We start from the raw sequence: 16,268 nt of genomic DNA, 5'->3' as shown, positions 1-16,268 counted from the left end.
TCTGCTGGCATTTCGCCTGATTTGGAGTGGCGATGCTAACCCGGCGTTCCGCCTTGGCGTGACTTTGTTGCAGTAAAAATGTGGCCAGCGTGTTAAACCAGTCGGCCTGACCCTCAATAAAGAACGCCCCTGGTGAAAGCCGTACGCCTGACCTTGCTCTGCCATGCCCTGACCCAGGCCCAGAAGAACGGGCGCCTGGCACACCCCGACGACGGCATCTTGCCTTTGGCCGTGGAGCCTTGGGTGAGCACTCCCGACACGCAGCTGCTGGCTGCGCCGGAGCGGCGTGCAGCACAGACGGCGGCGTGGCTCTCGCCGCAGGTGCAGATTGAGCCGGCGTTGGCCGATTGCGCCCTTGGCCACTGGCAGGGCTTGCCGCTCAAGCAATTGCAGGCCGAGCAGCCGCAGGCGTTGGCGCAGTGGCTTGAGGATCCGCTCAGCGCGCCCCATGGCGGCGAGTCGTTCGCGCAGCTGTGCAAACGCGTTGGGGCATGGTTGATGGCCTTCGACAGGCCCGGTGAATGGCTGGCGGTGACTCACCCGTGGGTGATTCGCGCTGCGCTGGTGACGGTGCTGGAGTGCCCGCTGGCGGCCGCGCAGCGGATCGATGTGCTGCCGTTGTCGCGGGTGGAGCTGAGCTTTACCGGGCAATGGCGCTTGCGTCTGGGCTGAGCAAGCGCCGTTTGCGTGGTCAGAACGCCAACTTGTAGCCGATCAGCAGCAACATGGTGGCCAGGCAAGGGCGCAGCACGCGGTCGGAGATGCGCCCGGTGAGGTGGCTGCCCAGGTAGATGCCTGGCAGCGAGCCCAGCAGCAGGTAGCCCAGCAGCGACCAGTCCATGTTGCCCATGCCGGCGTGGCCGATACCGGCGACCAGGGTCAGGGGTACGGCGTGGGCGATTTCGGTGCCGACCAGGCGGCGGGTGGCCAGGAACGGGTAGAGCAGGAACAGCGCCACGGTGCCCAAGGCACCGGCACCAATGGAGGTCAGGGTGACCATGATGCCCAGCACCACACCGGTCAGCACGGTGAGGATGTTCAGGCTGCGGTCGCTGAGGTGGTAGTGGTCACCGGCGTGGCGACTGGCGAACGCCTGCAGGCGCGATTTGAACAGAATCGCCAGCGCGGTGAGGATCAGAACCACCGCCAGGCCCTGCTTGATGATTGCGTTAAGCGCCGTGGTGTCGGTGTGCAGGGTGCTGAGGAACCACAGGGTCAGCGCCGCCGCCGGCACGCTGCCGAGGCTGAGCAGGCCGGTGATCTTCCAGTCGATGTTCTTGTTGCGGGCATGCACCCAGACGCCACTGCCCTTGGTGATGGCGGCATACAGCAGGTCAGTGCCCACGGCAGTTGCCGGGTTGATACCGAACCACAGCAGGATCGGGGTCATCAGCGAGCCGCCGCCGACGCCGGTCATGCCGACGATGAAACCCACAACCAGTCCGGCAATGGTGAAACCGAAAGATCCTACATCCATACGCTACTCGACTGCCCAGCTTTGCCCGTTATCGGATGAGTGCCAGCATATAGGGAGTTTTTATAGCCAAATAGACTTGTTCGTTATTAGGTTATAACCGAGGTTGGGGTTGGGAGTGCCTGGCGGGAGGTTTCTGGCGCCTGTGAAATCGAGCGCCGCCCGCGCGGCGCATCGCGAGCTGCGCTCGCTCCTACGTTTGTTTCTGGCCAGTAACGCCTGTCACAGGCGCGCGCGAACGCCTTGTCCGCACGACGCGATATCGCGTCATGCGCCAAAGCGTTCGCGCACAAATCCCCCAGGAATAATTGGCCCGAAACAAACGTAGGAGCGAGCGCAGCTCGCGATGCGCCGCGCGGGCGGCGCTCGATGTTTGCCCCAGCACAAAACCCCAGCCCTGCACCCAGGCCTCAGATACGGAAACTGCCCACCAGCTGCTTCAGGCGCCCAGCCTGCTGAGCCAGGGCATCGCAATGCTGCAGGGTCTGGTTGAGGTTCTCCACCCCTTGCTGGTTCAGCGCGTTGATCTGGGTGATGTCCAGGTTCAGGCTATCCACCACTGCGGTCTGCTCTTCGGTAGCCGTGGCCACCGACTGGTTCATGCCGTCGATTTCGCCGATGCGCTGGGTCACGCTGGCCAGGCGTTCGCCAGCCTGGTTGGCCACCTGCACGGTCTGTTCGCTCGATACCTGGCTGGTGTTCATGGTGTGCACCGCCTCGCGTGAACCCACCTGCAGGCTGGTGATCATGCGGTGGATCTCTTCGGCCGATTCCTGGGTCCGATGGGCCAGGTTGCGTACTTCGTCGGCGACCACGGCAAAGCCGCGCCCAGCCTCACCGGCACGGGCGGCCTCGATGGCGGCGTTGAGGGCCAGCAGGTTGGTCTGCTGGGAAATGCCCTTGATCACGTCGAGGATCTTGCCGATCTCGTCGGTGCTGGCATTGAGGGTTTCGATCTGTTCGCACGACTCGCTGATGCGCTGCGACAGCGCGGTCATGGCGCTGATCGCCTGCTCGACCACTTCACGGCCGCCATGGGCCTGCTCGCTGGCGCCGCTGGCGTGTTGTGAGGCATCGGCCGCGTTGCGGGCGATTTCCTGAGTGGCGGCGCCCAGCTGGTTGATCGCCGCCGCCACACTGTTGGTGCGCATGCTCTGCTCTTCGGAACCGATGATCGAGGCATTGGACGCGTTGACCACTTTTTCCGACAGGTCGTGCACCAGGCGGGTGGCCGAGGACACTTCGCTGATCGAGCTGTGGATGCGTTCGACGAAGCGGTTGAACGAGCTGGCCAGTTCGCCGAATTCGTCCTTGTGCTGCACGTCGAGGCGGCGGGTCAGGTCGCCTTCACCTTCGGCGATGTCGCGCATGGCGCGGCCCATGGTGGTCAGCGGGCGCATCAGCACCGGAATCAGCAGGCCGAGCAGCCCGGCGATGACGGCCACGGCGATGAGCATGGCGATGATCGCCGAGGTGCGGAACTGGCTGAGTGCGGCGTAGGCCTTGGCCTTGTCGATCGACAGGCCGATGTACCACTGTGCCGACGGCAGGCCGGCGACCGGGGCGAACGAGATCAGCCGGTCCTCGCCGTTGAGGGTGACATCCTGCATGCCCGTGGTCACGCGCAGGCCGCTGCCGGGGTAGATGTCCTTGAGGTTCTTCATCAGCTGGCCCTTGTCCGGGCTGACGATCACCTGGCCGCTGCTGTCGGCGAGGAAGGCGTGGCCGATGCCACCGAAGTCGACCGAGTTGATGATCTCGACCAGGGTGTCGAGGGTCAGGTCGCCGCCGACCACGCCGATCAGCTCACCGCTGTGCTTGCTTTTCACCGGTACCGCGATGGTCACCATCAGGCCGCCGACTGCGCCTTGGTAGGGTGCAGTGAGCACGGTCTGGCCGGCGCTGGCCGCGCTGCTGTACCACGGTCGCTGGCGTGGATCGTAACCGGCCGGCATCTGGGTATCAGGGCGCTGGGTGAACACGCCGTTGGCTTGGCCCAGGTAGGTGAACAGGAAATTTCGCGTATAGGAAGGCTGCTCGATCAGCCCGCCGAGGGTGCCTCCTGCCCCTTGTTCGGCAATGTCCTGCGCCAGGTTTTCCAGCACCAGAATGCGCCCGCTCATCCAGTTCTGCACGCTGCTGGCGGTTAGCGCGCCGGCTTGCTGCACGGAAGATTCGATGTTCTGGCGAAGGGTGTTGCGTTGCAGATAGTCGTTGTAGAGCGTGAACAGCGCAAAGGCCAGCACCACGACACCGCAGGCGCTGAGGAGGATTTTGTGGCGAAATTTCAGGTTCATGTTTCGAGACCTTGAGCCATTGAGGGGAGGGCGCCAGGCGCTTGTGGCGCGATGGCGGGTCCTGTCCTCTGGGATATCGGCGCGGCCGGTAAAAGGTTGAAACACTTACTTATTTTCTTTGCCTCAGGTCGACGGACGGTGGGCTAGCCGGCGGCTAGCAGGTCGATCAGCAGGCGTGCGCCCTGGCGCAGCGGTTGCTGCTTGCGCCACAAGGCATGGATCGGCAGCTGCAGTTCGTTGCGGGTGTTGCGAAATTGCAGGCGCACCAGGCGCCCGGCATCGACCAGCGGCGCCACGCGGGCCAGTGGCAGGTCACCCCAGCCGAGGCCGGCTTCGACCATTTGCAAGGCCAGGTCGAAACTGTCGGTGGACCAGTGCGTGGCGCCGATCAGCGGGCGCGGGTCGAGCAGCGGCAGGTCTCGGCTGCGGACCAGGATCTGGCGCACATTGACCAGGTCCTCGAGGTAGTGGATACGGCCTTCGAGCAGGGCCGGGTGGGCCGGCGACAAGGTGGCCACCAGCGACTCCATGCCGACGTGCTGGAAGCTGCGGCGGGCATCGACCTGCAGGCCGGCGAAGGCCAGGCACAGGTCGGCGCGGCCAATGTCGAGCAGGTGCAGGGCTTCTTCCTGAGGGGCGCTGAGCAGCTGGATGTCGAGCAGCGGGTAGCGTGCGCCGAGGCTGGCAATGGCCGCCAGCAGCGGACGATGGTCGATATCGGGGACCACGGCCAGGGTCAGGTTGCTTTCCAGGCCTTGGGACAGCTCCAGCGCGTGCACTTGCAGCAAGCCCAGCTGTTCGGCGATCAGCCGCGCATGGGGTTCCAGGGCCAGGGCCTGGGCGGTGGCGCGGACTTCGCGTGGGCCGCGCTCGAACAGGGGGTAGCCCAGTTCGGCTTCAAGGTTGCCGATGCCCATGCTGACTGCCGAGGGCACGCGCTGCAGGGCGCGGGCGGCGGCGGAAAACGAACCGCGGTCGAGCACGGCGAGAAACAGCTGGATGTTGTCGCTGGAAAAATTCATGGCAGCCTCCTGTCAGTCAATCTGAAAGCTGCTGACTTTTCCTGTCAAGCGGATTGAATCATCCTTGCGCCTCATTGTATTGCGACACATGAGGTAACCCGTGCAGGGCATCAAACGCAAACTGGTCTACGTGACCTTTTATGAACTGATCGGCCTGTGCATGTCGACGCTCGGGCTGGCCTACCTGTCGGACACCCAGGCGTCGCACACCGGGCCGCTGGCAGTGATGATCACCTCCATCGCCATGCTCTGGAACCTGATCTACAACAGCCTGTTCGAGTACTGGGAGAGCCGTCAGGCCACACGTGGACGCAGCGTGGCACGGCGAGTGGCGCATGCTGTCGGCTTCCAGCTGACCTTGGTGGTCTACTTGATTCCGCTGATCGCCTGGTGGTTGGACATGAGCCTGGTGGAGGCGTTTCTGGTGGACCTGGCGTTCATCATTCTGATCCCGTGCTACACCTTTGCCTACAACTGGGCGTTCGACCGGATCTTTGGCCTGCCGACTTCGGCCATGGCCACTGCCTGATGCTGGCAGGTCTGGCCTCTTCGCGGCTAAAGCCGCTCCCACAGGAACTGCGCAGGCCCTTGCTGCAGTGGCAATCCTGTGGGAGCGGCTTTAGCCGCGAAGAGGCCGATGCAGGAGACTAAGGCAGGCGAATCAGCAAGGGTTCCTGTGGTGCTGGCGCTTGGCGCTGTTGCGCCTGCTGCTCGATGGACGGCTGTGGTGCGGTGGCCAGCAGGCTGTCCTCGACCTGCCCTGACAAGTAGTACACCCCCGCCAGCGCGCCGCTCTGGCGGTTCTCCATCAGCTCCTGCCATTCCTGGTTGAGTGCGACGTTGAGGATGACCCGCAATTGCTCGACCATCTCTGGCTGGTCACGGTTATGGGTCATGATCCCGTAGCCGGTCGCTGCAATCGAGATCATCGCCCCGGCCACCTTGCCCACCGCGCTGGCCACGGCGCTGGCGATACCGCGCGGCGCCAGGGTGGCACCGAGTTTTTCACTGGCATTGTTCGCCACGGACGACAAGCTCACATCCGTTTTCCCGGGGCCTTTGCTGGCCTGCTTGTGCAAGTGCTCGCGCAACGCCAGCCAGGCCGGCTGCTGCTCCAGCGACTTGGCCCGCAGCAACTGATAGAGCGTGGCATTGCGGGCGGATGGTGGCCCCAGGTTGATCGCCGGGATGCGGTTCAGGCGCTGGCTGAATGCTTCGGGCGCGGCATGGTAGCGCTGGATGATGGCCGGCAGTTGCTGGCCGAGCAGTTGCACGTACAGCTCGCAGGCCCGATCGCGGATGCCCTCGGGGTTGATCTGTTCGGCCACCGGTTCGATCACTCGATCGTGGTACTGCTCCTGCAGGTACAGCGCCAGGCGCTTTTCTGCAGGCTCGCGGCCCTCGCCGCTGTCGAGCTTGTACCAGGCCACTTTCATGGTCAGCCATTGTTGGGTCCAGTAGCCGGTGAACCAGGGGATGAAGTCCTGTTCGGTACGTTGCTGCACCTGCTCCTTCCACACCCGCATCGAACGCCGGGCATAGTCGTTGGCAGAGCCGGCGGCGCCGACCGACGCCTCGATCAGTTCCTGGTCGATGCGCTGCCAGGTGGCGGGATCGAGCACCGCTGGAGGCGGCGGGGGAGGCGAGCGTTTGCCGGCGCAGCCGGTGATGGCCAGCAAAAGGCACAGCACAATCAATAGGCGTGGGCTCACTCGGCTGCCTCCCTGGGGTAGAGGCTGGGTGGTTATCCGAGTATAGGGCGGTGCTCATGGGGCTGCTGTGCAGCCCATCGCCGGCAAGCGCGGCTCCTACAGCTGCCGCGCGATGCTCGGGTTCAGCGCAGTACCTGTGGGAGATCACCCAGCCCTGTGGGAGCGGCCCCGAGTCATTCGAGGTCGAGCTTGTCTTCCAGGCGGTCGAGATGATCATGCATCAACGCCAGCGCTGACCCCCCATCACCGGCTTCCACGGCATCGATGATCGCCGCATGTTCCTCCCAGGCGCAGTGGTCGCAGCAAGGCGACTCATAGCGGGCGATGATCAATGAGGTCATCGGCACCAGGCCGTTGAGAAAGCGCGCCAGCGGTGCATTGGCCGCGACCTGGGCGAGCTTGAGGTGAAACTCGCCCCCCAGGCGGATCGCGGCGCAGCGTTCGCCGCGTTCGTGGTGCTGGCGCTCGCGCTCGACCAGCTGGCGCAGTTGGCGGATCTGCGCCGGCCGGGCGCGCTGGGCGGCCAGGCTGATCAGGGTGGTTTCGGCCAGGCGCCGGGCGCTGAGCACCTGGCGTGCCTGCTCAGGGTCGGGGGCGGCCAGGTGGGCGGTGTGGCTGGGCCGCTGCACCACCACTTGCTGGTCCGACAGGCGCCCGAGCACCCGGCGGATCACCGTGCGGCTGACCCCGAAGGCATTGCCCAGGGCCTGTTCGGGCAACAGGCTGCCGGGCGGCAGGCGCTGTTCGAGGATCGCGTCGAACAGGCGCGGGTAGATCTGCTCGGCCGACAGGCGGGTCTCGCCGGCGGCGAGCAGGGCAGGCAGGCGGGGGGCGGCGTGGGCGCAGGCGGTCATGGTCGCTCTCCTGGGGTCATTGGCCGGGCTGGTCGTCCGGGATGTTGAGTTGAATGCCCATGCGCTGGCCCTCGGCGAGGATGTGCTGGCGCATCTGGGCGCTGGCCTGGGCGCTGTTGCGCTCGCGAATGGCGCGCACCACGGCTTCGTTTTCCTTGAGCCGCGCGGCCAGGTGCTCGGGCGAGTTGCGCAGCATGCTGGCGCTCTGCTTGAGCGCGTTGCCGGTCTGCTGCACCACGCTCTGGAAGATCGGGTTGGTGGTCAGGGCGAACAGTGCCTCGTGGAACGCGATGTAGGCCTTGACCCCGGCTTCGCTGTCATCGGCTTCCAGGGCCTCGCGCATGTCCATCAGGGTCAGGCGCAGCTGGCCGATGTCCTGGTTGTTGGCCGATTGCGCGACCAGGCCGACGATGAACGGTTCGAGGGTGTAGCGCAGCTCCAGCACATCGGCCAGGCTCGCAGCTGCGGCGCTTTCGCTGGTCGGGTCCTGGGTCGCTGCCTCGGCATCCAGCACCAGCACCCCCTTGCCTGGCAGCGCACGCACCAGGCCCAGGGTTTCCAGCACGGTCACGGCTTCGCGCAGGCTGGGGCGGCTGATGCCCAGTTGCTCGGCCAGTTCGCGCTGGCCGGGCAGCATGTCGCCGGAGCGCCACTGGCCACGGGCCAGGGCCTGGCGCAGTTTTTCCACCACTGAGTTGACGACGGTCGATGAGCTGATCACGGTTCGCTCCTGGAAGGGCCGGCGTCAGCGCCGGCCACATGGGCTCAGAATTCCTGTTGATGGGGGGTGGCTTGCTTGCGTGGCGCAGGGGCGAAGCCGGGTTTGCCATCGAGCACGTTCTGCGCACGTTCCAGGTCGATGTCCTTTTCCCAGCGGGCAATGGCCACGGTGGCCACGCAGTTGCCGATCAGGTTGGTCAGTGCCCGGCCAATGCCCATGAACCAGTCCACCGCCAGCACCAGCACCAGGCCCACCACCGGGATCGCCGGCACGGCAGTCAGGGTTGCGGCAAGGATCACCAGCGCCGAGCCTGGGATGCCGTGAGCGCCCTTGGAGGTCACCAGCGATACCAGCAGGATGGTCAGCAGGTCGGTCATTTCCAGTGGCGTGCCGGTGGCGTTGGCGATGAACACGATGGCCAGGGTCAGGTAAATGGAGAAACCATCGAGGTTGAACGAGTAGCCGGTGGGGATCACCAGGCCGACGGTGGAGCTGCCAATGCCCAGGTGTTCCAGCTTGCGCATGATCTGCGGCAGCACCGCGTCGGATGACGCGGTACCGAGCACGATGGTCAGCTCTTCACGCAGGTACTTGATGAACGGCAGCAGTTTCAGGCCCGACACGCGCATCACGGTGCCCAGGACGATCAGCACGAAGCCGGCGCAGGTCAGGTAGAACAGTGCCACCAGGCCACCCAGGTGCTGCAGCGACTCCAGGCCGTACTTGCTGGTGGTGAAGGCGATGGCACCGAATACACCGATCGGTGCCAGGCGCACGATCATGCCCATGATGCGGAAGATCACGTGGCTCAGCTCGTTGATCAGCCGCGAGATGCCGGCGGCCGACTCGCCCACCAGGTTCAGGGCGCTGCCGAACAGCACCGAGAACAGCAGCACCTGGAGGATGTTGTTGTCGGCGAAGGCACCGATCACCGAGGTCGGGATCAGGTCCATGAAGAACGCCGTGGCGCCATGGATGTGCTGGCCGCGCTCGGCCAGGCTGCTGGCGTCGGCGCTGGACAGCTGGTCGAGGTGGATGTTGGCGCCGCTGCCGATGCCGCTGCTGAAGGCGAACACCAGGCCGATGACCAGGGCGATGGTGGTCAGCACTTCGAAGTAGATCACCGATTTCAGGCCGATGCGCCCGACCTTCTTCAGGTCGCCGGCGCCGGAAATGCCGCTGACCACCACACAGAACACGATCAGGCCGATGAGCATCTTGATCAGCTTGATGAAGCCGTCGCCGAGGGGTTTGAGCTGCAGGGAAAGGTCGGGGAAGCTGAGGCCGCAGGCGATGCCGAGGGCAAGGCCAAGCACGACTTGCAGGAAGATCGAACGCGAGCACCATTTGAGCATGGGAGGGATCTCAGATCGGTGTCCTTGCTTCGGTGCCGCACGGGGCGAAAGAGCGCAGGACTTAATTATTGTGGTCTTACCGGTTTGTTCAGCGCCGGATCATAAAACCGCGAAAAATCCGACATTGCAAGGGATTTTGGCCTTACCGGTCTGACCAGTTATGGGGCAAGGTGAGCGCTTCGGCTCTAGTACGGTGCAGGCCGTCGATTCGCCGCTTTGTCTAAGACCTGAGGAAATCGCAGTGGCCGCCCCGCCCCGGTGGATGACTTGCAAGCTGCTTGCCAGGGGCGTGTCGAGGGCGGGGCTGGTCCGGCGGGTGCAGCCCGCGCCGGGCACGGGCTGGCTCTGTCAGGTCATTCGGCGTGTGGGGAGAATGCCTGCGGGTTGGCTTCGCTGAGGGTGCGGGTCAATTGCTGCATCAATTGCTGCAACGCTTGGTCACGGCTGTGTTTCAGCAGATCGGCTGCTCGCTGGTACCGGGCGCTGTCGCTGGACAAGTCAATGCGTTGCAGTACGCCCTGCTGGCGCCAGTTGATCTCTGCCAGCTCGGCTTCCAGCAGGGCGATGTAGCGTTCAGGCACCGCTGGCCCGCTGTAGGCACCCGCGGGTGCCGCTTCGTTCAGTGTATCGAAATACTCCGCGGCACCTTCCCATTCCAGCTCGAAAGCCTGGAACGCTTGCGGGCGCAAGCGGCGCAGCCAGCGCGGCCAGAAGTGCTGTGCAGCCAGCCATGGATCCAGCTGAGGCGCTGCACCTGCGGACCACACGCTCTGTTCCAGGCGCTGGAGCGTGGCATCGCTCAGGCGAGCGAGGTATTCAAACTGCATCCCGTCAGGTTGCGCCGGGAGGCGCAGCCGCTGCCGCAGGCGGATGCGGGCGTAGAGCGCCATTTCCAGCTCGTCCAGCAGGAAGCCGGGCTCGCTCAGTCGCGCATCGGCGAGGTCGTCGAGCGCTGAAAGGGCAGGGGCCGCCGCGCGCTGAGCCGGGCTGCGGGCATTGGCCAGGGCCGTGCGCCTGGCCCTGCGGGCGTTGTACAGGTCGCCGATGTGGGCGTCGAGCAACTGCTGGCGATAGACACCGGCCAAGGTTTCCAGCGCAGCCTGTTCGTCATTCGCATCAGCTGCGGCCCGGGATACCGACTGCCACAGGGTGACTTCGGTTTCCACCTGCTGGAACAGCAGGCTGGCCTGGTCGACGCATTGCGTGGCGGCGTCGTGCAGCAGGTCGTTGATCTGTTGCTGGAGTTCGGCAAAACCGTTACCTGCCGCCTGCTCGCCGGCTCCGGTGACCAAGGTCTGCAACACCTGACGCATGCGCAAGTCCATCGCGGCCCTGTGGTGCTGATAGTCGGCCGTGCCGGGCAGGCGCTGGTAGAGGTCGAACAGCGGCTGCCAGTTTTCGTCCATCCACAGCTGCGCCAGATGGGCACGCAACGCACCGGGCCAGCCGGTGGACCAATCCTCGTCTTCCGAGTCGTTGAGCAGCGCGGGCAGCCCGGCCTCGTCAAGCCGCTGCAGGGCTTGCTCGGAGAATGGGTTGTCATCGAAGGAGTAAGTCATTTCAGCGTGGCCTTCCCGTATACGCCGGGCGAAGGCTGTGTCGCGCAGTTGGGGAGCATCGCTCAGCTCGTTGAGGCTCAGGTCGATGGCCCTCAGGTTCAGTGGCTGCTGATCCATCAGCTCGGTCAACCCCGCAGGCCAGTCGGCGATCGACGTGCGCTCCAGGTCGAGCTGTTCGAGCGCCGTCCAGCCGGTGATGTCTGGTGCCAGTTCCAGGGGGTTGTAGCGCAGCGACAGCATGCGCAGCCGGTCAAGGCCGGCCAGCGCGCCGCGGCTTGCTTCGCTCAGGGCAATCTCGTTGCAGCCCAGTTCGAGGTGGGTCAGGCTCGGCCAGCGTTGCAACGCCTGGAAGTGTTCTGCGCCGAAGGCCAGGGTATTGAGGTCGGCTTGGAAGAAGCTCAGCTGTGGCAGGCTGGCCAGGCGCTCGAGGGTGCTGACAGCCAGTTGTTGCAGGCTGCTGGACAGGTTCAGGCGCTGGAGCTGGGTCAGGCGCGTGAGGATATCCAGATCGGCCTGCCGGGACAGGTCGAGCTGGTTGTGGGACAAGTCGAGCGATTGAATTTCACCGAGTTCGGCCAATGCCGGCGGCAAGGCCTGCAGGGCATTCTGTTCAAGGTCGAGATGGCGAACCCGGGGGAAGGCGCGCAGAAAGCCATCGAGTTGGGCATCGGCGTGTTCGGCCAGCCCGCTGATATGCAAGTCGCGCACGTGCGGCAGCGTCACGCTCAGGTTTGGCAGGGCCTGGACCTGCGCCGCGTCGATTTCGAGTATGACGAAGTCAATGGCACCTGTCGGGGCTTCGGGGCTTTCCCTGCGCCACGCTCGGCGTATGCGCTGGGCCAGCTGGTCGCGCGCGGCACGTTGTTCGGCGTGGGCGCTGTCGACCCAGGCCTGAAGCTCGTGATCCAGTTGTCGGTACTCGCTGAGCAGGCGTTCCAGCATGGCGTGGAAACCGCCCGGCACCTGGCGTGCCTCGTGCTGCAGGCGCTGGCGCAATAGTTGGCGTTCTTCAAGGTTGCCGCCCGGATACAACTGGTCGAACACTTCGTCGGCAGTCAGCCAGCCCCGGCCCCGGCCACTGAGGGGGTAGCCCAGGCGCTGGCTGCCCGGTAGCCGCGCGGGTGGGTTGTACATCCGTCGCAGCGGCGCCATGCCCAGGTCCCTGGCGGTTGCTTCGCGGTCCTTGCAGGCCAGCGCGAACAGCGCATCGCGCAGGCCTGTCGTGTCATGGATGTTCAGCTTGAGGGCATTGCGCTCGCTGTCGGGCAGGGCACGCAGCAGCGTGGCCAGCAAGGCATCGCGATTGCCGAGGATTTCGCCGTTTGCATCGCTCGGCTCGTAGCCACCGGCGCTGCGCAGCACCCGTCTGGTAGTTGCGCCCTGCGCATTGGCCAGCTCGATCAGGCGGCCGTCTTCAACCAGCTCCAGCCTTATGTCGCCCGACCAGCCAGGCAGGCGCGGCAGGTTGGCGAATACCAGGCGGTCGCGGTCGACGTTGGCCGTCCCTTGCTGCAAGTCCCGCAGCGCACGATTCAGGCGGCCCTCGCGCAGATACAGGCGCGCCTGTTCTGCCATGCGCAGTGGCAGGCGGCCGCTTTGCCTGAGCCTGGCCAGGTCCGGCGCCGATGCTGTTGCGAGAATTTCACTGCGCGCCCGTGGGCTAACTGAGGGGAAGTCCCTGGCCAGCACCGCAGTGTCACCTGCTGCAACCGGGGCAATGGCGCTGGCGCCGAAGGCCTCCAGGTGATCCAGCAGCAGAGCCGGCAGCGGGCTGTGATCGTGCAGCAACCGGCGCAGCGCGCCGTCATCGTAGCCGCTGCTGCGCATTGCCTGGGCCAGGGTGCTGTCGTCCAGGCCGGCGCTCGCCTGGCCAAGGCGTCGGGCCAGCACCGGGCTACGCCAGGCAAGCGGCCGCTCGTGCTCCAGCAGCCAGGTGCCCTGGCCGTTGCCCAGCAGTTTGGGCTGATGGCGCATGCCAGTGGCGGATGCCAGGCGCCAGCCTCCCTTGGGTTCGGCTTGCAGCGCGAAGGCCTGGCCTTCGTGCAGCCACCAGTGCCGGCCTTGCCATGTATACAGGCCGCTGGCACCGGGTAGCGTGTCTGCAGGCCATGGGCGCGGCTGGGCAAACGGCTGCAGGCCGCCATGCCACAGGCGCTCGGCAGCGCCATGGCCAACCCGCTGCCATTGGTGCAGGGCCCCAGGTGGTTCGACAAAATGCCCGGCAGCCCCCAGTGCCGCCAGTTGCGCCAGGTTTTCGAAGACCTCGAACAGGTGGGCGATGGCGGCGTCGGTTTCGCCCTCGTTGGCGGCCTCCACACCTTCGAGAAACTCATCGATCAGTTGCGCAGCGCCAACCACCAGCATCGCTTCTGCCAGGCCCGGGACAAAGAAGCTGGCAAGGTTGAGCAGGTTCAGCCCAGCCTGCAGCCAGCCTTCAAGGCTGTTCCACAGGGCTTGAGCATCGCGCTGCGCGGTGGGTACGACGATGCTGGCGGCATCCTGGCGCTTGCGCTCAAGTGCGGTGCGTGCCCGCTCGGCAAAGCAGTCCCGGGACCAGGGGGTGGCGCTCCAGTTCAGCCGTGCGTTCTTGTCCAGGGTTGCCTGCCACAGCTGGCGAGGGCCGGGAAACACGCGGCTGAGCCAGCTTATATGCTGGCCTTTTTCCAGCTCCGGCGTGCCTGCCTGTAACGTGTCATAGGGAAAACGGGGCAGGAGGGTTTCGCGCAGGCGCCTGGCGAAATGCAGCTGCTGATCATGGCTGACATAGCGCAGGAAAAACCGTCGTTGTTCGTCGTGCCAGAGCATCTGCGTCAGCGCCTGACCCAGCGCCGCCAAGGAAGGATACTGGCGCAGGGCCTTGGCGGGATGCCCTGGCAGGTAAAGCAGGCAGGTCTCCTTGGCGGCTTGTGGTTGCAGGCGAACCACCAGCGGTCCGTTCAAGCGGCAATCGAACAGCGACAGGTAATTGCATTCCACGGGGCGAGCAGGCACTGGGCTATCCGCCAACAGCGCCTCGCCCAGGGCCTCACCGCGCTGGTCGAGCCTGCCCTGCAGGCTCGCCAGGCTAAGTTCTGCGGCAAAGGCCGCGCGGTCCTGGTCCCGGTGTAGCGCGCGGGCGGCGGCGGTATCGAGCAGGGCGGCCAGGTGATCCTGGTAGCGCCGGCCGAGGTCGAGGTTGCGGACCCCTTTGACGAAGCGCTCGGCGTCGAGGTTGGTTGCTGCCGGTGCATCCTTGCTCAGGTATAGCTTCACCGAGTCGTTTTCGTCGAAATTCAGCATGGCAGCTTCCAGCCATGACATGTCGCGGTGCTGGGCCGCATGCCACAGCCAGCCCCGATCGACATCGGGCAGTTCGCGGTCGGCAAACCAGTGGGCCAGGGCGTCTTCCAATGGCCCGCGGCAAAACGCTTCGGGGGCTTGCAGCGTTGCCAGATGCTGGCGCAGGCGATGGGTGGCGCGATGGCTGTCGCGCAGGCGCTTCTCCAGTTGCTTGCGTTGTGCCGGGGTGCTCGCTGTCAGCCAGGCGGGCATGCGCTGTTGTATGAATGCCAGGTGGGGCGAGGGGGCGTGGGGCATGGCCGTTCTCCAGGTTTGGGGAGCGGCGAGCCTAGGTGTGCAGCCCGCGTGCCGAGGGCTATCGGGTTACTGCCCGGTCTGCGGCGCCATGCACTTGATTGACGCCAGCTCGGGATGTGCCACCAGTTTGTCGATGTGCAGTGCGTCGTCGTTCATCCAGCTTTCGCTCAGCACCCGATAGTGCTCCATATCGCGGCAGCGCAGGCGCAGGCTGTAGTCGAAGTGGCCGCTGATCAGCTGACATTCGTAGACTTGCGGGCAGGCCAGCATGGTCGCTTCGAAGGCTTTTTGCGCGGCACGCCCGCTCTGGTTGGACAGCGCCACCAGTACCAGCAACGACAGGCCGGGGGCGAGCTTCTGCAGGTCGATGATCGCGCCGTAGCCGCGAATTACGCCACGTCGTTCAAGCTTGCGCACGCGCTCCAGGCAGGGGCGTGGCGTGAGATGGACCAGGGTCGAGAGCTTTTCGAAGGTGATGCGGCCATCGTGACGCAGCACCTCGATGATGGCCTCATCGATGCGGTCCAGAGGTTGGGCATTGGCGTCCTTGGTGTCCATGCGCAGGGCTTCTTTCGAGAGTGGGCATGGACAGGGTAGGCGTAATCCGGGGCCGCTGCGCGGCCCCGAGGTGCATCAGGCGCAGGCAGTGTCTGCCTTGCGCATCGACCGTACGCCAACCACGCGTGGTTGTAGCAGCGAATACAGGTCTTTCGGGTCTTCCAGCTTCGGCACCAGCGTGATGTCCTGACCAATGCCGAGCATGCGTGCGGTGTCCAGCACATAGCGCAAGGCCGAGTAGTCCTCCAGGGCAAATCCGACCGAGTCGAACAAGGTCACTTGCCGCGCATCCTCACGGCCTCGAACAAGCCCCGCGACCACCTGCCAGAATTCGACCACCGGTGAATCTTCAGGCATTTGCTGGATCTCGCCCTCGACACGGCTTTGCGGCTCGTATTCGACGACCACCCGTGCCTGTTCGACGATGTCACGGTGCAGTTCGGTCTTGCCTGGGCAGTCGCCACCCACGGCGTTCAGGTGCATGCCCGGCTCGATCATTTCCGGCGTGAGGATGGTTGCGTAGGCCTTGTCGGCCGTCACGGTGGTGACGATATCGGCGCCGCGCACCGCTTCGGCAACCGAGCCGGCGACGATCAACTTCAGGCCAGGGCGGCCGGCCAGGTTGGCCACCAGCTTGGCCGTGGCGGCCGGGTCGATGTCGTACAGACGGATCTCGTCGATGCCCACCAGGGTATTGAAGGCGATGGCCTGGAATTCACTCTGCGAGCCGTTGCCGATCAGCGCCATGCTGCGGCTGTCCTCGCGTGCCAGGTAGCGGGCTGCCAGTGCCGAAGTGGCTGCGGTGCGGATCGCCGTGGTCAGGGTCATCTCGCTGAGCAGCAGCGGGGTGCCGGTGTCGACATCGGCCAGGGTGCCGAAAGCCATTACCGTGGGCAGGCCGTGCTGAGTGTTTTTCGGGTGCCCATTGACGTACTTGAAGGCGTACAGGCTGGCATCGGAAACCGGCATCAGCTCGATGACGCCGCCGGGGGAGTGGTTGGCCACCCGTACGCATTTCTCGAAGGCCTGCCAGCGCAGGTAGTCCTGGCGGATGTACTCGGCCATCTCCACCAGGCAGGTGGGCAGGCCTTTGCGGTTGACCAGGCGGGCGAGGTCTTGCACATCGATATAGCGGGTCAT

The 16,268-nt window shown here is 65.2% G+C and carries 12 protein-coding genes and 1 pseudogene; 2 read left to right on the top strand and 11 right to left on the bottom strand.

From position 1 onward, the window contains the following. The first annotated feature begins 132 nt into the window (after positions 1 to 132). Positions 133 to 672 carry a histidine phosphatase family protein gene (locus OCX61_RS18845; protein ID WP_261940877.1) on the top strand — a complete coding sequence of 180 codons (540 nt, stop codon included), beginning with the start codon at positions 133 to 135 and terminating at the stop codon, positions 670 to 672. A 19-nt stretch (positions 673 to 691) separates the two neighbouring features. Here the strand turns inward: OCX61_RS18845 and OCX61_RS18840 are convergent, their stop codons facing one another. From OCX61_RS18840 to OCX61_RS18830, 4 genes and pseudogenes are all read right to left on the bottom strand, one after another. After that, on the bottom strand, positions 692 to 1,477 hold the full coding sequence (locus OCX61_RS18840; protein ID WP_261940876.1) for a sulfite exporter TauE/SafE family protein: 786 nt from the start codon (positions 1,475 to 1,477) through the stop codon (positions 692 to 694). Between the two features lie 407 nt (positions 1,478 to 1,884). After that, positions 1,885 to 2,625 (bottom strand): methyl-accepting chemotaxis protein, encoded by a 741-nt coding sequence (locus OCX61_RS27395; protein ID WP_400806676.1) that lies wholly within the window; start codon positions 2,623 to 2,625, stop codon positions 1,885 to 1,887. Positions 2,626 to 2,790: 165 nt separating this feature from the next. After that, positions 2,791 to 3,771: pseudogene (gene mcpA, locus OCX61_RS27390) on the bottom strand (methyl-accepting chemotaxis protein McpA); the annotation flags it as partial. Between the two features lie 143 nt (positions 3,772 to 3,914). After that, positions 3,915 to 4,793, bottom strand: a complete 879-nt coding sequence (locus OCX61_RS18830) for a LysR family transcriptional regulator (protein WP_261940874.1) — start codon at positions 4,791 to 4,793, stop codon at positions 3,915 to 3,917. Positions 4,794 to 4,893: 100 nt separating this feature from the next. Between OCX61_RS18830 and OCX61_RS18825 the strand changes: the two genes are divergently transcribed. Beyond that, the gene (locus tag OCX61_RS18825) at positions 4,894 to 5,322 is read left to right on the top strand and encodes a PACE efflux transporter (RefSeq protein WP_261940873.1); all 429 of its coding nucleotides are present in this window, start codon (positions 4,894 to 4,896) and stop codon (positions 5,320 to 5,322) included. A 118-nt stretch (positions 5,323 to 5,440) separates the two neighbouring features. Here the strand turns inward: OCX61_RS18825 and OCX61_RS18820 are convergent, their stop codons facing one another. From OCX61_RS18820 to ocd, 7 genes are all read right to left on the bottom strand, one after another. Further along, positions 5,441 to 6,505, bottom strand: coding sequence for a hypothetical protein (locus OCX61_RS18820; RefSeq protein WP_261940872.1), 1,065 nt, complete (start codon positions 6,503 to 6,505; stop codon positions 5,441 to 5,443). A 173-nt stretch (positions 6,506 to 6,678) separates the two neighbouring features. Further along, on the bottom strand, positions 6,679 to 7,359 hold the full coding sequence (locus OCX61_RS18815; protein ID WP_261940871.1) for a GntR family transcriptional regulator: 681 nt from the start codon (positions 7,357 to 7,359) through the stop codon (positions 6,679 to 6,681). 16 nt (positions 7,360 to 7,375) lie between these two features. Beyond that, positions 7,376 to 8,080, bottom strand: coding sequence for a FadR/GntR family transcriptional regulator (locus OCX61_RS18810; protein WP_261940870.1), 705 nt, complete (start codon positions 8,078 to 8,080; stop codon positions 7,376 to 7,378). 44 nt (positions 8,081 to 8,124) lie between these two features. Continuing rightward, positions 8,125 to 9,435, bottom strand: coding sequence for a C4-dicarboxylate transporter DctA (locus tag OCX61_RS18805; protein WP_261940869.1), 1,311 nt, complete (start codon positions 9,433 to 9,435; stop codon positions 8,125 to 8,127). 353 nt (positions 9,436 to 9,788) lie between these two features. Beyond that, on the bottom strand, positions 9,789 to 14,570 hold the full coding sequence (locus OCX61_RS18800) for a dermonecrotic toxin domain-containing protein (protein ID WP_261940868.1): 4,782 nt from the start codon (positions 14,568 to 14,570) through the stop codon (positions 9,789 to 9,791). A 66-nt stretch (positions 14,571 to 14,636) separates the two neighbouring features. Further along, positions 14,637 to 15,128: an Lrp/AsnC family transcriptional regulator gene (locus OCX61_RS18795; RefSeq protein ID WP_261940867.1), complete on the bottom strand. Its 492-nt coding sequence runs from the start codon at positions 15,126 to 15,128 to the stop codon at positions 14,637 to 14,639. Positions 15,129 to 15,203: 75 nt separating this feature from the next. Further along, positions 15,204 to 16,268 (bottom strand): ornithine cyclodeaminase, encoded by a 1,065-nt coding sequence (gene ocd, locus OCX61_RS18790; protein ID WP_261940866.1) that lies wholly within the window; start codon positions 16,266 to 16,268, stop codon positions 15,204 to 15,206.

It is taken from the genome of Pseudomonas sp. LRP2-20 (genome assembly GCF_024349685.1).
GTDB lineage: Bacteria > Pseudomonadota > Gammaproteobacteria > Pseudomonadales > Pseudomonadaceae > Aquipseudomonas.
This window is presented reverse-complemented; position numbering and strand designations above follow the sequence as displayed.